The organism is Leifsonia sp. GW821-FHT13C09 (genome assembly GCF_058806435.1).
Map to the genome: position 1 here is coordinate 73,629 of NZ_JBXAPS010000002.1, position 16,259 is coordinate 89,887.

A 16,259-nucleotide genomic window follows, 5' to 3' on the forward strand; every position below is an offset into this window, starting at 1 on the left:
GCTAGGCGGCCAGCTTGGCGTCGACGAAGTCGGACAGCGACCCGACCGTCTCGAACAGCTCGGCGCCGAACTCGTCGTCGTCGATGACGATGTCGAAACGCTCCTCGAGCGCGACGACGAGTTGCACGACACCGAACGAGTCCAGCTCGGGGAGCGCGCCGAACAGCGCGGTGTCGCGGGTGAGCTCGTCGGGGGTCTTCGACAGCTCCAGCGTGTCGATCAGGACCTCGCGGACGGCGTCGACGGTCTCGGTCATGCGGGACTCTCCTCTGGGGTTCGGTCGAGGGCGTCGTCGGTTCCGACGAGGACCTCTGCGGGTGCGGGGTGGCCGAGGAACGCGATCGGGCTCGCGGTGAGGCCGTAGGCGCCCTGCTGGAAGATCACGATCAGGTCGTCGATGTCCGCGGGCGGCAGGACCACGTCGTCGCCGAGCAGGTCCAGCGGCGTGCACAGGCACCCCACGACCGTGACGCCGTCCTCGTCCGCCGCCTCGACCCGGTTGCCGACGACCAGCGGGTAGTTGCGCCGGATCGCCTGCCCGAAGTTGCCCGAGGCGGCGAGCTGGTGGTGCATCCCGCCGTCGACCACCAGGTAGGTGGTGCCGCGCGAGACCTTCCGGTCGAGCACGCGCGTGACGTAGACGCCGCACTCGCCGACGAGATAGCGGCCGAGCTCGATCACCGGCGTGGCCTCCGGAAGCCGCTCGCCGAGGACGCCGTCGACCAGCTCGCGGAGCTCTCCGGTCACGGCGTCGAGGTCGAGCGGCCGGTCGCGCTCGGTGTACGGGATGCCGAAACCGCCGCCGAGGTTGAGGTAGCGCAGCGGGCCGGGCAGGTGGTCAGCAAGGCCGCTCACCAGGTCCACGGTGCGCCGCTGGGCCTCGGCGATGATCGCCGCGTCCAGGTTCTGCGAGCCCGCGAAGACGTGGAAGCCCTGGATGTCGAGCCCGGACGACCCGTACGTCGCCAGCAGCTCGGGCACGCGCTCCGCGTCGACGCCGAACTGCTGCGGGCCGCCGCCCATCCGCATGCCAGAGCCCTTCACCGCGAAGTCCGGGTTCACCCGCACGGCGATGCTCGGCGTGAGGCCGAGCTCGTCGCCGGCCGCGATCACCCGGCGGACCTCGGTCTCCGACTCCACCTCGATCAGGATGCCCGCCGCCACCGCCTGCAGGAGCTCCGCCGGCGCCTTGCCCGGCCCCGCGAAGCTCACCCGGCCGGGACGGATGCCGGTGTCGAGCGCGGCACGCAACTCCAGGCCGGACGCGACGTCGATGCGGTCGACCCGGGAGGCCAGGTGCTGCACCACGGCCGGCATCGGGTTCGCCTTCATGGCGTAGCTGAGCTCCACCCGCTCGGGCAGGGCAGCGCGGAGGCGTGCGACGCGCCGGTCCAGCAGACCGCGGTCGTAGGCGAAGAACGGCGTGGAGCCGACGCGCGCGGCCAGCCGGGACAGCGGGAGGCCGCCGACGCTGAGCTCGCCGCCGACGGTGCCGAACGCGTCGACGTGCTCGCGCGGCTTCATCCGGCCACCTGCGCCTTCTCCGCGGCCTGCGCTTTCAGCAGGACGCGGTCGAACTTGCCGTTGGGAGAGCGCGGCAGCTCGTCGCGGAGGTCGACGGTCGAGGGCACCATGTACAGCGGGAGGGCCTGGCGGAGGGCCGCGATGAGTTCGGCGGCCTCCAGGCCGTCGGAGGTCGGCGCCGCGACCAGGACCACGCGGTGGCCGATGCCGGGTTCCTCCACGCCGAGCGCGACGGCGTCGCGCACCAGCCCGGTCGAGTAGGCGGCCTCCTCGATCTCCGACGGGCTCACCCGGTAGCCGGAGGTCTTGATCATCTCGTCCGTGCGGCCCACGAAGTAGAGGAAGCCCTCCTCGTCGGCCACCACGGTGTCGCCCGACCACACGGCCAGTTCCGGCGCGCGCCACTCCTCCCCCGGACGGACGACCGGACGGTAGCGTTCGGCGGTCCGCGCGGGGTCGTTCCAGTAGCCGAGGGCGACGAGCGCGCCGCGGTGCACCAGCTCGCCCTCCTCGCCCGGTGCGCAGCGCGTGCCGTCGGGCCGCAGCACGAGCACCTCCGCGTTCGGAATGGCCTTCCCGATCGAGTCGGGGCGGCGATCCACTTCGCTCGGGTCGAGGTACGTCGACCGGAAGGCCTCGGTGAGTCCGTACATCAGGTAGGGGTCCGCCTCGGTGAAGATGGCGCGCAGGCGGTCGAGGATCGCGCGCGGCATCCGGCCGCCGGTGTTCGCCCAGTACCGCACCCGCCGCGCCGCCTCCTCCGGCCACGGGACGTCGGCCAGCTGGAGCCACAGCGGCGGCACACCGGTGATCCCGGTGACACCGTGCTTCGCGCACAGCCGGGGCACGTCGCGCGGGAGCAGGTAGTTCATCAGGACGCAGTGCGCGCCGACCGCGAACGCGGTCGTCACCTGGCTGAGCCCGGCGTCGAAGCTGAGCGGCAGGACGCTGAGGATGACGTCGTCGCGTGTGTTCTTCAGGTAGCTGCTCACGCTCTCCGCGCCGACGATGAGGTTGCGGTGGCTGAGCACGACGCCCTTCGGCTTCCCGCTGCTGCCCGAGGTGTAGAGGATCGCGGCCGGATCCACGTCGATGGCGCGGGCGGCCGGGAGGTCGCCGGCCGGCGCCTCGCCTCCCCACGGGTGCACGCCGAATCCTGCGGCGGCAGGCGGCTCCTGCGCGCCGACCACGACCAGGTCGCTCACGGCGGTTCCGGCGAGTTCGCCGGCGAGCTGGCCGAGACGCTCGGCCGAGGTCACCAGGAGGCGCGCGCCGCTGTCACGGAGGATGTGCCCGACCTGAGCGGGCTTGAGCACAGGGTTGACCGGCACGAAGACGCCGTCGGCGAGGGTGGTCGCGAAGATCGCGACAACGGTCTCGATCCGCTTCTCCAGGTAGATCGCCACCCGGTCGCCCGGCCGGAGGCCCAGCGCCGCGAACTGCGCGCCGACGGCCTGCGTCTGCTCCCACAGCCGCGCGTAGGACTCGGTCGTGTCCTTGTAGGTGACGGCGGGCCGGTCCGGCGTGGAGGCGGCGGCCTCCACGAGGAGATCATGCAGGTGCGTCCTCACCGCGGAGCCCTCCGTTCCAGGACATACCGACGGAATCCCTCGGCGTCGTCGAGATCAACATAGCGCCGGCCCTGCTCGTCCGTCGTGGCGACCTCGCCGTCGTCCGGAACCGCGGGCCCGGGCCGGGAGAACCCGGACACCTCGTCGAACACTCCGACGTACGCCTCCGCCTGCGGGCGCCAGTCCAGCTCCGATGCGACCCGCACGCGGCCGGCCATCCCCAGGTCGGCGCGCAGGCCGGGGTCGTCGATGAGCCGCTCCACCGCGTCGGCGAACGCCGCCGTGTCGCCGGAGGGCACATAGAGGAGGCTGTCGCCGCCCGACACCCGGGTCTCGGCGAGGTCGAACGAGACCGAGGGCAGCGCGTAGGCCATGTACTCCATCGTCTTGTTCATCGTGGACAGGTCGTTCAGCGGCGTCTTCAGGTCGGGGCAGACCCCGATGTCCGCGCGGCTGAGGTACTCGGCGATCGCGACCCGGTCGACGCGACCGGTGAAGGTCACGAAATCGTCCAGGCCGAGCCGCGTCGACAGCGCCTTGAGGTCGTCGAGGCAGTCGCCGAACCCGAGGAGGGTGGCCGTCACATTCGCGCGGCCGCGCACGTGCACGAGCTCGTGCATGACGTGCAGCACCTGGTCCACGCCGTCCTGCGGGCCCATGATGCCGAGGTAGGCGAGCACGATCTCGTCCGGCGGGCGCGGATCGCTCGGGTAGATCGGGCGCATCTTCCGGGTGTCCGGACCGCTGCGCACCACGGTGACGTGCCCCGGTCGCCGGCCGCCGCGCGCCACGGCGATCGCCTTGTAGGACTCGTTCGTGGAGATCACCCGATCGGCCGTGTGGAAGGTGCGCCTCTCCAGCCACAGCAGAGCCCGGAACTCGAGCCGCTGGGCGAGCCCGCGCGGCCTCCCGAACCGCGAGACGAAGAGCTCGGGATTCAGGTCGTGGTGGTCGAAGACGAAGCGCACCCCGCGGGCTCGCCACAGCAGTGCGAGCAGCCAGTAGGTGTCCGGCGGGTTGCAGGCCTGGATGATGTCGAACCGGCGGCGCCGCCAGGCCTTCAGCGACAGGAAGAAGGTGCTGATCCAGCAGAACGCGAACTCCCATGCGAAGCCGAGCAGCCCCTCCGCCTCCGGGGGCGGGGCGTACTTGTAGATGTCCACGCCGTCGAGGTGCTGACGCGCGGGGTCCCCCGGCCCCTTGGGGCAGATCACGCTGACGTGGTAGCCCCGGGCGACGAGCGCCTGGCACTCCAACCACACCCTGCGGTCCAGCGGGACCGGAAGGTTCTCCACGATGATGAGCACGTGCGGCGGCCGCGTCCCGGCCGTGGCGTCCGTCATCTGTTCTCCCCCTGTTTCAGCGACTCCGCCTGGTTCCCCGACTCCGCCTGTCGTGCCGGTGCCGGCTCCGGTCCGTACACCTCGTCCTCCACGATCTCGACGACCGCGCGGCTGGTCGGCTCCCACGAGCGGCCGACGACCGACGCCGCCGCGGCGGCCGCGCGCGATTCGACGTCGGTCGCCGAGACCGCCGCGCTCAGCTCCCCGGCGAGCGCCGCCGCCGTCGGCCGCGCCCAGCGCACGTGCGGGTTGGGCAGCACCAGGTGGGCGAGCGCCAGGTCGTTGACGACCGGGATGTTCCCGGCCGCGAGCATCTCCTCGGCCACGAGCGTGATGTTGGTGAACGACATCGCGAGCCCGGCGATCGTGCGGCCGTAGAGGTCGTTGAGCTCGCTCGTCGTCAGCCGCCCGTGGAAGGTCACCGGGATGCCGAGGCCGCGGGGCCGCGCGCCGTAGACGTGGATCTCCTGCTCGGGGTGCAGCTCGTGGAACAGCCGCAGCGCGACGCAGGCCAGCTCGTACCCGCGCCGGGGGAAGTCCGGGCGCGAGTAGAAGACGATCCCGCTCCGGGCGACCTCCGGCTCGGGCAGCCGGTACACCCGGGAGTCGCAGCCGAACGGCACCACGTCGTTGCCGAGCCCGGTGGCCTCGGTGATCATCGCGTCGAGCATCTCGCCGAGCGCGATCCGGCGGAACGGCAGCCGGTAGGTCATCGCCGCGAGCTCGTACTGGGAGCCGTGGCCGTAGAAGTAGGGCTCGAAGTCCTGGATGAAGTACAGCCGGCGCACCGGCTCGCGGCCGAAGCGCACGATGACGTGCGCGGACTCCCATCCGGACGCCACGATGGCGTCGACACCCCGGATTCCGGCGGTGACATCCCGTACGGTCGCCTTCAGCCGGGGCCAGTGCTCGCGGAGGACCGCGGTGACCGCGGCGACGTCCACTCCGTGCTTGTCGTAGAGGAACAGGACGCACCGGTGTCCGCGGGCCTCCAGCGCCTCCATCATCCGGAACAGGGTGGTGTGGCCCCCCGACCCCGGGGCGGGCGGCGTGGACACCCAGCCGACCGTCAGCGGCGCACCCCGCTCGGGGCGGGACGCCGGGACCGGGAGGTCGCTCGGGACGTCGGTGAGCACGTCCTCCAGCGCCAGGTTGAAGGAGAGCTCGGCCGCGCCGGTGCGCAGGTACGCACGCTGGGCGAGACGTTGCGCGATGCCGCCGATGCCGACGTCCCTGGCGCGCCGAACGGTGGAGCGGATCGTGTCCAGTGTCTTCATCGTCTCCCCGTCTTCAGCTGCGCCCGGCCGGCGTGTGCGGTGTGCCGCACCTCGGCGACGTGCGCGTCGCGGTCCGCCGTCGCCGCGCGGAGGACGGCGGCGTGCCCGTCCACCATCGCGGTCAGCAGCGCGGAGGCGTCCTGCGGCCGCGGCCGCGAACCAGCGCGCACCCGGAGCGCGAGCGCATCGACCGCCGCGCAGAGCTCGGCGGCGTTGGGCTGCCGTTCGGGGCGGCGGCGCGCCCGGGCGACCGCCGCGTCCGAGACGGCGGCGGCGGCTCCGCAGGGGTTGGCGACGAGCGACGAGTGCTCGGGGTTCCGGCCGACGAGTTCGCGGGCGCCGCCGACGTCGGCCAGCACGAGCCCGAGCCCCGCCGCGGCGGCCTCTGTGGCCGCGACGGGCCAGCCCTCGAAGAAGGAGTCCAGGACGAAGCCGTCCGCGGCGGCGAGCAGGGTGCGGGCGTCCGAGCGGCCGAGGAGGCTCACCCGGTCCGCCGCCGGAGAGCAGCGCCGGAGCGCGTCCGCCCTCCGCCATTCGGCCCAGTCGGTCGGCTCGCCGGCGACGACGAGGCGCAGCCGGTCGTCGGTCGTGTGCGCGAGGAACGACGCCACCAGGCCCGCCACGTTCTTCTGCGCGTCGTAGCGGGTGAGACTGACCAGCACGACGTCGCCCGCGAGGTCGGCGCCCAGTGCGTGGCCGAGGGCGGCCCGCGCGGCGCTCCGCTCCTCAGCCGTGGGCGCCCCCGGCGAGCGCACGGCGTTCGGGACGACGCGGATGCGCGCCGCGTGTTCGCCGGGGACGTGCCTGGCGTGGAAGTCCCGGACCGACTCGCTCACCGCGACGGCGGCGGCCGAGTGCCCGAGCACGCGGGCGAACCGGCGCCAGCGCGCCCGGGTGTAGTGGATCTCCGTGTTGTGCAGCACCGGGACGACCGGGAGGCCCGACGCGAGCGCCGCGGTCTCCAGGTGCTCCGGGGCGCCGTGCAGCTCGATCGCGTCGAGCGCCAGCTCGTTCAGCACCGTGCGGGCGTCCGCCTCGCTCGCGGCGACGGCGACCTCGATCCCGCGGGAGCGCAGCTCCTCGGCTCGCCTGCCGTCCTCGGTGCAGACGACGACGGCCCTGACTCCAGCAATCGGGAACGCGTCGGCGAGGAGTTCCACGACCGATCCGATCCCGCCGATGTCGAGGGCGCCGGCCAGGAGCCCGCAGCGGAGGGCGCCGCCGGTCGCGATGGCGCCGACGCCCGGTGCGGCGTCGGGCGCCCCGGCCGAGTCGAGGCCGACCAGCGGACGCGCCAGGATCCTGGCGGTGAGCGGATGGACGTAGCCGTAGCGGATGCGCGGCGGGAGCAGGTCCGTCAGCGTCACGACCACGCCGTACCGGAATGCCTCGCGGCGCGCCCGGGTGCCCCGGGCGCCGGTGGTGTCGCCGGTCATGCGCCGGCCCCGCTCCCGGCCGGGACGGAGGGCGCCCGCAGCACCCGGAGCTGCTTGCGCAGCCAGGGCCAGACCAGCGCCGCGTAGATCACGAGAGCAGCGAGGCCGCCGGCGAGCAGTGCCGGCAGCGGATCGGGGATCAGCACCGTGGCGGCGACTGCGGCGGCCACCGCCGGGATGGTGGCCACCGTGGGCAGCCACGCCATCCGGACGAGCTCGCCGATGCGCACGCCCGACAGTCTCAGTGCGATCAGGTACGCGGGGAGGATCACCAGGGCCGCGACGAGCACGTGCGCCCACCCGGCGCCGGCGATGCCGTACGCCTCGGTCGCGGCGATCATCGCGCCGACCAGCGCGACGAGCCAGATGATCTGGATCCACAGCACAGGCCGAGACCGGCCTTGCGAATAGAGGTATCCCGCCGAGATGTCGAACGCGACCCGGAGGCTGCCGTAGAGTCCCAGCGCCGCCAGGACGGGAGCCCCTGGCAGCCAGCGGGCGCCGTAGAGCACGTCGATCAGCGGGAAGCTCAGCGCGGCGAGCACCGTTCCGGCCGGCAGGGCGCCGGCCCAGGCCACGGCGGTGAGCCTGGTGAACGCGTGGCGCCCCCCTTCCGACCGGGAGAAGAACGGCAGGGCGATCGACCGCACCACCTGGGACAGGGCGTTCATCGGCCAGCTGGAGATGTTGAAGGCGAGCACGTAGTAGCCGAGGGCGGTCGCACCCGCGACGCGGGCGAGCACGATGTTGTCGACGTTGAGGAGCGCCCAGGAGAGCAGGTTGGCCGCCGCGATCGGGAGGCCGAAGGCGAGCACTCCCCCGACCACCCTGCGATCGATCGAGAATCGCGGCTTCACGCGCGCGAGGAGGAACTGCATCGCCGACGACACGGACTGGGCGGCGACCCGGCCGATGGCCAGTCCCATGACACCGAACCCGAGCGCGACCAGCACCAGGGTCACGGTCGTGGAGACGACGAAGTCGGCCACGCCCACGAAGAACAGCTCGCGCTGCTGGAACCGCCGTTGCAGCATCGCGTACGGCACCACCGTGCCGCCCGCGAGCAGCAGCGTGATGGAGAGCACGCCGATCGCAGGCGCCGCCTGCGGGCTGCCGAGCAGCGTGGCCAGCCCGGTGCTGGAGGCCGCGGTCGCCAGCATCGTGATCGTGCCGGCGGTGAGTCCCAGGGTCGCGACGGTCGGCGCGATCCGGTCCGGATCGTCGGACCGGATGAGGTCGGCGGAGAGCCCGAGGTCGGCGACGGTGATCAGGATGCCCTGCACGGTCAGCGCGACGGCGTAGACGCCGAACTGCTCCGGCGCCAGCAGACGCGCGAGCACGATCCCGACGACCAGGCCGCCGAGCCGGAGCACCACCGTGCTGACGCCGCTCCAGGCGGCGCCGCGCGCGGCGCGCGATGCCAGCGACGTCGGGGCGGCCTCCCGCGTCACGCCGGCACCCCGTCTTCGCGGGTCCGCCTGCGTGCACGCCAGGAGATCGCGCCCGCAGCCTTCCTGGCGAGGATGCCGAGCTCCGGAGCGAGATCGCCGCACCACTGCCGCAGCCCGTAGTCCCCGGCCGCCTCGGCGTAGAAGCCGGCCAGTTTCGCGGCCATCGCCGTCAGCCCGAAGCGCTCCAGCGCGAATCGCCGGCCGAACTCGCCGAGCTCGGCGCGCCCGGCGTCGTCGCCGAGCAGGGGCTCGATGATCCCGGCCAGCCTTTCCACCGGTCGCTCGACGGCGTCGGCGCTCCAGTAGCTGTTCCGGGCCAGGGCGGCGGCGGTGCGCTCGTCGAACAGCGCCGACCAGCCGGCCTCGCCCTGGACCACCAGAGGCTTGCCGAACGCCAGGCCGCGAGCCGCAGAGCTGCCCATGCCGAGGACGATGTCGGCGGCGGCGTACGCGGGCCGCGGGTCCGCCATCGGCCCGACGAACCGGACGGCGGCGCGGCCCCGGTCTGCGTTCACCCGGTCGCCGAGCGCCCTCAGCCGCGCGGCGTCGTCGCCGGCGCCGACGATCACGAGCGTGACGTCCTCCGGGAGGGTGCGCATGGCCTCGACCGCGAGGCCGATCGGCAGCGCCTTCATGCTGGCGTCCAGCCGGCTGACGATCACGAGGAGCGTGCCGTCGAGCCCGTGCTCCCGCCGGAAGGCGTCGCCCGCGGCGGGGTCCGGCCGGTCGGCGTCGGTGTCCACGGGAGGGCTGATCAGGACGGTCCGCCCCGGACGGTGCTCGAGTTCGTCGATGAGGTAGCCCGTCCCGACGATGAGCGGCATGTGCCGCTTGATCTTGGGCGAGACCTCCATCTCGTAGACGGTCTGGATCCAGGGCCGCCGGCCGAAACGGGAGTACCCCCAGTACGTCGGGCGCGCCCCTCCGCCCCAGGAGCCGTAGACGTGGAGGAGGGTCGAGCCGTGCTTCTCGGCGAGGGCGGTGAGCTGGCGCCCGCGGGCGAGGATGGACTCCTCCGGCCGGTAGACCTCGACGGCGATCCCGCGCCCGGCGGCGACGTCGAGCAGCGACGGCCCGCTGGGCAGGGTGTCCTCGGCTCCGACGAGCACCGACTCGATCCCGTGCGCGCGCAGCGCCACGGCCAGATCCAGGGCGTTGATCTGGGTTCCCCCGAGTTCGAGGCTGTTGAGGTGGACGAGGACACTCCCCTCGAAGGCCCCAACCTTCGACTGAGTCTTGCTCACCTTTGAACAGTAGCCGGGGGGAGGAAGGGATAGTAAGCCCCTCGTTGGAGGGGGTAGCGGCGCCCGCGACGTCACACGCCGGGGGTACGCTTCCCTCATGTGCGGACGCTTCGCCCTCGACTCGGAGACCGATGAGCTGATCCAGGAGTTCGTCGCGGACGGCGGCGATTTCCGGGACTGGCGGCCGAGCTACTCCCTCGCGCCGACCGACGCGGTGCCGATCGTGCGGGAGCGCGTGCGCAGCGGAACAGGCGAGCTCGAGCGCACCGTGGATGCGGCCGCGTGGGACTTCCACCCCGCCTTCATCCGGGAGTCCAAACGGCCGAACTTCAACGCGCGCCTAGAGACCGTGGCGAGCAACGGAATGTGGAAGGGCGCGTTCGCGTCCTCACGCGCCCTCATCCCGATGCGGGGCTACTACGAATGGACAGGGGAAGCCGGTCACAAGGACGCGCACTTCCTGCACGCGGCCGACGGCGGGCTGCTCGCCGCCGCCGGGCTGTACACGGCCAGGAAGGTCGGCGACGAATGGCAGGTGTCCGCCGCCATCATCACCCGCCCCGCCCGCGACGCCTCCGGCGAGATCCACGACCGGATGCCGGTCTTCCTCGAGCGCTCCGCGTGGGACGACTATCTCGACCCGGCCAAGCTGGACGCGGCGGGCACCGCGCGGATGGTCGACTTCCTGAGCGCCGAGTCCGAGACGGTGGCGGCCACCATCACGAGCTACGAGGTCGACCGCAGGGTCAACAACTCGCGGACGATCGACCCGTCCGACCCGACGCTCATCGAGCCGCTCGCGGAAGGCTGACCGGGCCGTCGCACTCAGCGCACGACCGACGGCGACCAGGCGTGCGCGAGGTACAGCGACGGCGCGGCCGACCCGTCGGCCGTGACCGAGTACACGTTGCTGTTCCCTGGCGCCGCCGGATCGGCGAGGCCGTAGAGCAGCGTGCCGTCGTCGAGCCATTCGGCCTGGTCGTCCACGCTGACGGAGGAGGGGATGGGCAGCTCCTTCTCGACTCCGGTCGCGAAGACGAGGACCGCGAGCGTCCAGTGCTTCGTCGCGGTGGTCGAGATGTTCTTCTTGTACACCACCCTGGTGCCGTCCGGTGACAGCGACGGGCACTCGGCGCCGTCCTTGACCGCGACGAGGGTCCGCCCGCGCAGGTTGCCCCGCACCAGCCAGATCCGGCCCCCGGACATCGCCGTGGCGAAGAACGTGTTGTCGTCCGACGCGAAGGTCACCCCCCAGATCTCGTGGTCGGCGGTCAGCTTCTGGCCGTCCACCAGCAGCGTGAACGTCTCCAGGTTGCCGTAGTCGATTCCGCTCACGGCCGAGATCGTGGTCTGGGTGGCGAACCCCGGCGACCCGTAGGAGGATCCCGTGACGAAGGAGGTCTGGGCGACCAGGGTCGAGTCGGGTGAGATTCGCGTGCGGCTCGGGAATCCGGGAAGGGGCCAGGATCTCAGCTGGTCGCCCGCCGCGTCGTAGAGCGTCGCGGTGAAGCTGGTGACCGTCCCGCTCCGGGTGCTGAGGCACATCAGGTTCCGGTGGGTGGCGTAGACCCGGTCGCAGACGAGGCCGGTGGAGGTCCGTGCGGCCCCCGGGTCCGCCAACGGCACCGACGCCACCTGGCCGTAGTGCGCGCCGGGCGACGTGTCGCGGAAGACCAGCAGCGGGCCGGAGGGGAGCGTCGGCTGGGGCGTCGCCGCGCCGGCCGTGGCCGTCGCGCGCGACTGGTAGCCGGCGATCGCGACGCCTGCGTAGGCGACCGCGGCGCCGAGCGCGAGCACGGTGGCGCCGGCGAGCAGCCAGTTCCTCCGCACGGCCTTCATGCGGTCATTCTGCACGATGCTCCGTCAGCTCGCAGCGGTGAACGCCGCGAAGAGCGCGTACGTCGTTCCACCGCTCGCCGGCGTCACGGTGACCGTCACCGTGTTCGCTCCGCGCACGAACGACGCCGAGGTGGACCCGGAGAGCGCGGGCGCCGCGCTCTCGTACATCCCGTACTTCGAGAGGATTCCGCGGTAGAACGCGATGATGTCCGTGACCTGCTGCTTCGAGCCGGCGGTCAGGGTCACCTGCAGGTGGTTGCTCTGCGAGGCGATCGAACTGGTCTTGATCGTCGATCCCGGCGCCTGCGGCAGGACACCCGCCGGGTAGCCGTCGGCGAGTGCGCCCACTGCGGAGGCCGATTTGGGGAGCGGTGCGCGCACCGGGTACGGCAGCGGGGTCGTCGGGGGCAGCGCCGGCGATGTCGCGGGCGCTGCGGGCAGCACCTCCGTGGTGAACCGTTTGGTCGCCGCCGGAGGGGTCGCGGGGGCGGTCGGTGCGTGCGTCGATCCGGGCGAACCCGGCGTCGCGCCCGATCCCGTTCCCGCTGCCGGGTGCGACGCGGACGGAGACGAGCCCGCCGCCGCCGGCGCCGGCGCCGGCGCGGGCGCCTGCGAGATCGCGAACGCGCCGATGGCGATGACCGCGGCGGACGAGAGGCCCAGGATGATCCAGGTGCGCTGGGATGGCCGCCTCATGCGAGGTCCTCCTCCCGGATCAGGATGCCGTCGTGCTCGCGGTAGCCGTGCCGGGTGCGCGGGCAGCGCCACCGGCCGTCGCCTTCGTCGACCAACGGGAAGCCGGCCTCCCCGACCCAGCCGATGCGGCGGGCGGGCACGCCGGCCACCAGCGCGTAGTCGGGGACGTCCGACCGTACGACCGAGCCGGCCGCGATCAGCGCCCAGCGCCCGATCCGCACCGGCGCGATGCAGACGGCGCCTGCGCCGATCGAGGCGCCGCTCAGGACGGTCACGCCGACGGCGTCCCAGTCCTCCGCGGACTTGAGGGAGCCGTCCGGGTTCACTGCCCGGGGGAAGACGTCGTTGGTGAAGACCGCGGCCGGGCCGACGAAGACGCCGTCCTCGAGCACGGCCGGTTCGTACACGAGGGCGTAGTTCTGCACCTTGCAGTTGTCGCCGATGCGCACGCCTGGGCCGACGTACGCGCCTCGGCCGATGACGCAGTCCGCGCCGATCGTGGCGTCCTCGCGGACGTGGGCGAGGTTCCACACGCGGGTCCTCGCGCCGATCCTGGCGCGGGGGTCGACCTCCGCGCCGGGCGCGATCGTCGTCGCGTCGGTCGCTCCCTCCGCGCTCGCTGTGCTGGTGATGATGGTCATCGGCGTCGCCCCCAGGTCGTCGCTCGTCGTCGGTCGGGTGGTGGCGCCTCAGTAGGCGCCGGTGGGATGCAGGAGCACGCGAGCCGTGCGCCAGAGGATCACCAGGTCGCCGGTGAGCGACCAGTTCTCCACGTAGTAGAGGTCGAGCCGGACGCTCTCCTCCCAGGAGAGGTCGGAACGGCCGTTGACCTGCCACATCCCCGTGAGACCCGGCTTGATGTACAAGCGGCGGTGGACGTGGCTCTCGTAGCCGTCGACCTCGCGCCGCAGCGGCGGGCGGGGACCGACGAGACTCATATCGCCGACGAGCACGTTCCACAGCTGCGGGAACTCGTCGATCGAGAACTTGCGGAGGACGTGGCCGATGCGTGTGACGCGCGGGTCGTCCTTGAGCTTGAAGAGCAGGCCGTTGCCCTCGTTCCTGGCGTTGAGCTCGGCCAGCCGCGCCTCCGCGTCGACGACCATCGAGCGGAACTTCAGCATCTTGAAGGTCGAGCCGTTGCGGCCGACCCGGTCCTGCCGGAACAGCGCGGGGCCGGGAGAGTCCAGACGGACCAGCAGGCCGACGATCAGCATCGGGACGGCGAGGACCACCAGCGCGGCGCCAGCGAGCACGATGTCGAGCATCCGCTTGAGGACGTGCTTGCCGCCTTCGAACTGCGGGATCTCGACGTGGATCAGCGGCAGTCCCTCGACCGGCCGGAAGTGGATGCGCGGGCCGGCCACGTCGGTCAGCCGCGACGCCAGCACGAGGTCCGTCGCGGTGCCCTCCAGCGCCCAGCCCAGACTGCGGATATACCGGCTCCCGCCGCGCGGCTGCCCGGCCACGATCACGGTGTCGACGCCGAGGCGGCGCGCGGCCTCCGTGACGTCGGACAGACCGCCGACGACCGGGAGTCGCTCCGTGCCGATGTCGATCACGTCGCGCCCGGCTCCCTCGGTCGCGACGCCGACCACGTGGTAGGCCGCTCCCGACTTCGCCTGGATCTGCGCGGCCACGTAGCCGACGTCGTCGGGGTCCCCCACCACCAGAGCGCGGGAGAGATAGTGGTCGTAGCGCTGCTGGCCGATGAGCCAGCGCCGCCACATCCACCGGCTGCCGAGCAGGGCGAGCGCGCCGGCGGGAAGCGCGAGGATGAAGTAGCCGCGGGCGACCTGGACGTCGCCGACGAGGAAGACGATGGCCAGCAGGCCGAAGGTGAGCGCGCTGGCGGACGCGACGCGGCGGTACTCGGTGAGACCGGTGCCGCAGACCCGCGCGTCCCTGGTGTGGCCCGCGGAGAGGGCGATCGACCAGCTGAGGGCGATCAGCAGCGAGATCAGCGCGTACGGCACGGGGAAGCCTGCGACGCTCGCGGCGACGTCGTGGGGGCCGAACCGGACGACGAAGGCGGTGGCGATCGCGGCGAGGATGATGATGGAGTCGCTGATCCGCAGCCGCAGCAGGTAGGCGTGGGCCCAACCGCGACCGTCGGCCGGGCGGAGGCCGTCGATCCCTCCGGAGATGGCGAAGCGCCGCCAGGGCCGATGGGCACGGCCTCCGACGGTTCCGGCGACGGAGCGGGGGCGGACGACGGTCACGACCGGCCCCCTCGCACTCCGGCGCCGTGGCGGGCGCGATGGACAGAACCGGCGGCGGCTGGGGGAAAGCCGTGGTCTCGAACGACTTTGCCGCCGCCGGCCCCATTCAAGGGGACGGCCGTGTGGACGCTGACCGGGCGGACCGCCCCGGCGCGTTGACTCGGAGTTATCGGGTGCATCACGACTCGTCCCTGCTCATCGGGTTTCACAGGTGTATTCGGGTTGCAGGACTGAGGGTCGTCATAAAGTGACTGTTCCTCAGCTCTACAAAAGTGAGGATACATCGCCTTTTGTGACGCACCCTATCCCCCGTCCGGGGGTGGTGCGGTGGGGCCCTAGCCGGGGGCTCCGCGGGCGGCGCCTTAGGCCGGGATGCCCGTCTCCGCGAAGAGGTAGGCCGCGATCTCCAGTGCGCTCGTTGCCGCGGGGGACGGCGCGTTGAGCACGTGGAGCTGGTGCCGGGAGCGCTGGATGACGAAGTCGTCCGCGAGCGTCCCGTCGCGGCGCACGGCCTGTGCGCGGACCCCGGCGCCGGCGCGCACGATGTCCCTGCGCTCGATCCGCGGCACCATGCGCGCCAGGCTCGCGGCGAAGGCCGACCGGCTGAGCGAGCGGGTCACCTCGCGCACGCCCGTCTCCAGGTTGTGCGTAGCCATCCGCAGGAACCCGGGATAGCTGAGCGCGTCCGCCGCGTCGCGCAGATCGATGTCCCGCCAGCGGTAGCCCTCGCGCTTGAGCGCCAGCACGGCGTTCGGACCGAGATGGACGGAACCGTCGATCATCCGGGTCAGGTGCACCCCGAGGAACGGGAGCCGCGGGTCGGGCACCGGGTAGATGAGCCCGCGGACGAGGTCGCGCCGCTCCGGGACGAGCTCGTAGTACTCGCCGCGGAACGGGACGATGCGCACCTCGGGCTCGACGCCCGCGAGGAGGGCGATGCGGTCGGCCTGCAGACCGCCGCAGTTGACCAGCAGGGAGGCGCGCGCTTCGCCGCCGTCGTACTCGACGACCACCCCCTCGGGCGCATCGTTGATCGCGGTCACTCGCGCGCCGGTGCGCAGCTCGGCGCCATTCTCGCTCGCGATCCCGGCGAGGGCGCGGCTGACCGCGGGGTAGTCGATGATGCCGGTGTTCTCGACGCGGAGCGCTTCGACGGCGTACACCTCCGGCTCGTACTCCGAGGCCTCCTCGGCGCCGATGAGGCGGCAGGGCACCCCGTTGGCCACGGCCCGGCGGTGCAGCTCGTGCAGCCCGTCGAGTTCGACGTCGTCTGTGGCCACGATCAGCTTGCCCGGCACGTCGTACGGGATGCCGTGGTCGCGCGCGAAGGCGATCATCGACGCGTTCCCCGCCGCGCACATGCGCGCCTTGAGCGACCCGGGACGGTAGTACGGACCCGCGTGCACAACCCCGCTGTTGTGACCGGTCTGGTGGGCGGCCCAGTGGTCCTCCTTCTCCAGGAGCGTGACCCTGGTCCCGCGCTGTGCGGCGTGAGCCGCGACGGCCAGGCCGAGTATCCCTCCGCCCACGACGACGATGCTCGGGCCCATCGACTCCTCCAGCACGATTCGGTGATGCGTGGCACTGCCCCGAGACCTCAGGGAAACTGAATAGTTCTCATCATCTGCGTGTCGACGCGCGAATCCCAGTCCCCCG

The 16,259-nt window shown here is 72.4% G+C and carries 14 protein-coding genes; 1 reads left to right on the forward strand and 13 read right to left on the reverse strand.

Annotated features, from left to right (window positions below; genetic code table 11):
* Window position 1 precedes the first annotated feature (1 nt).
* The 8 genes from AC1ROW_RS08510 to AC1ROW_RS08545 are packed head-to-tail and all read right to left on the reverse strand — an operon-like array spanning window position 2 to window position 9,846.
* On the reverse strand, window positions 2-256 hold the full coding sequence (locus tag AC1ROW_RS08510) for an acyl carrier protein (RefSeq protein ID WP_493018446.1): 255 nt from the start codon (window positions 254-256) through the stop codon (window positions 2-4).
* Window positions 253-1,524: a pyridoxal-dependent decarboxylase, exosortase A system-associated gene (locus AC1ROW_RS08515; protein ID WP_493018447.1), complete on the reverse strand. Its 1,272-nt coding sequence runs from the start codon at window positions 1,522-1,524 to the stop codon at window positions 253-255. Before AC1ROW_RS08515 ends, AC1ROW_RS08510 begins: the two co-directional genes overlap by 4 nt.
* Window positions 1,521-3,095 (reverse strand): acyl-CoA ligase (AMP-forming), exosortase A system-associated, encoded by a 1,575-nt coding sequence (locus tag AC1ROW_RS08520; RefSeq protein WP_493018448.1) that lies wholly within the window; start codon window positions 3,093-3,095, stop codon window positions 1,521-1,523. Before AC1ROW_RS08520 ends, AC1ROW_RS08515 begins: the two co-directional genes overlap by 4 nt.
* Complete coding sequence (locus tag AC1ROW_RS08525; protein WP_493018449.1) at window positions 3,092-4,438, reverse strand: glycosyltransferase family 4 protein; 1,347 nt, start codon at window positions 4,436-4,438, stop codon at window positions 3,092-3,094. The genes AC1ROW_RS08520 and AC1ROW_RS08525 overlap by 4 nt, the downstream gene beginning before the upstream one ends.
* On the reverse strand, window positions 4,435-5,715 hold the full coding sequence (locus tag AC1ROW_RS08530; protein ID WP_493018450.1) for a rhamnosyltransferase WsaF family glycosyltransferase: 1,281 nt from the start codon (window positions 5,713-5,715) through the stop codon (window positions 4,435-4,437). The genes AC1ROW_RS08525 and AC1ROW_RS08530 overlap by 4 nt, the downstream gene beginning before the upstream one ends.
* Window positions 5,712-7,151: a glycosyltransferase gene (locus tag AC1ROW_RS08535; RefSeq protein ID WP_493018451.1), complete on the reverse strand. Its 1,440-nt coding sequence runs from the start codon at window positions 7,149-7,151 to the stop codon at window positions 5,712-5,714. The genes AC1ROW_RS08530 and AC1ROW_RS08535 overlap by 4 nt, the downstream gene beginning before the upstream one ends.
* The gene (locus AC1ROW_RS08540) at window positions 7,148-8,602 is read right to left on the reverse strand and encodes a lipopolysaccharide biosynthesis protein (protein WP_493018452.1); all 1,455 of its coding nucleotides are present in this window, start codon (window positions 8,600-8,602) and stop codon (window positions 7,148-7,150) included. The genes AC1ROW_RS08535 and AC1ROW_RS08540 overlap by 4 nt, the downstream gene beginning before the upstream one ends.
* On the reverse strand, window positions 8,599-9,846 hold the full coding sequence (locus tag AC1ROW_RS08545; RefSeq protein ID WP_493018453.1) for a glycosyltransferase: 1,248 nt from the start codon (window positions 9,844-9,846) through the stop codon (window positions 8,599-8,601). Before AC1ROW_RS08545 ends, AC1ROW_RS08540 begins: the two co-directional genes overlap by 4 nt.
* Before the next feature lie 97 nt (window positions 9,847-9,943).
* Here AC1ROW_RS08545 and AC1ROW_RS08550 point away from each other — a divergent pair, with 97 nt between their 5' ends.
* The gene (locus AC1ROW_RS08550; RefSeq protein ID WP_493018454.1) at window positions 9,944-10,657 is read left to right on the forward strand and encodes an SOS response-associated peptidase; all 714 of its coding nucleotides are present in this window, start codon (window positions 9,944-9,946) and stop codon (window positions 10,655-10,657) included.
* A gap of 14 nt (window positions 10,658-10,671) precedes the next feature.
* Here AC1ROW_RS08550 and AC1ROW_RS08555 read toward each other — a convergent pair whose 3' ends face one another.
* The 5 genes from AC1ROW_RS08555 to lhgO form a co-directional block, all read right to left on the reverse strand.
* Window positions 10,672-11,685: a TolB-like translocation protein gene (locus AC1ROW_RS08555; RefSeq protein WP_493018455.1), complete on the reverse strand. Its 1,014-nt coding sequence runs from the start codon at window positions 11,683-11,685 to the stop codon at window positions 10,672-10,674.
* 24 nt (window positions 11,686-11,709) lie between these two features.
* A complete protein-coding gene (locus AC1ROW_RS08560) occupies window positions 11,710-12,381 on the reverse strand; it encodes a hypothetical protein (protein ID WP_493018456.1) in 672 nt (223 codons plus the stop codon).
* Window positions 12,378-13,022: an acyltransferase gene (locus AC1ROW_RS08565; RefSeq protein ID WP_493018457.1), complete on the reverse strand. Its 645-nt coding sequence runs from the start codon at window positions 13,020-13,022 to the stop codon at window positions 12,378-12,380. Before AC1ROW_RS08565 ends, AC1ROW_RS08560 begins: the two co-directional genes overlap by 4 nt.
* Before the next feature lie 48 nt (window positions 13,023-13,070).
* Window positions 13,071-14,603 carry a sugar transferase gene (locus AC1ROW_RS08570; RefSeq protein WP_493018458.1) on the reverse strand — a complete coding sequence of 511 codons (1,533 nt, stop codon included), beginning with the start codon at window positions 14,601-14,603 and terminating at the stop codon, window positions 13,071-13,073.
* Window positions 14,604-14,965: 362 nt separating this feature from the next.
* A complete protein-coding gene (gene lhgO / locus AC1ROW_RS08575; protein WP_493018459.1) occupies window positions 14,966-16,168 on the reverse strand; it encodes an L-2-hydroxyglutarate oxidase in 1,203 nt (400 codons plus the stop codon).
* Window positions 16,169-16,259: the final 91 nt, after the last annotated feature.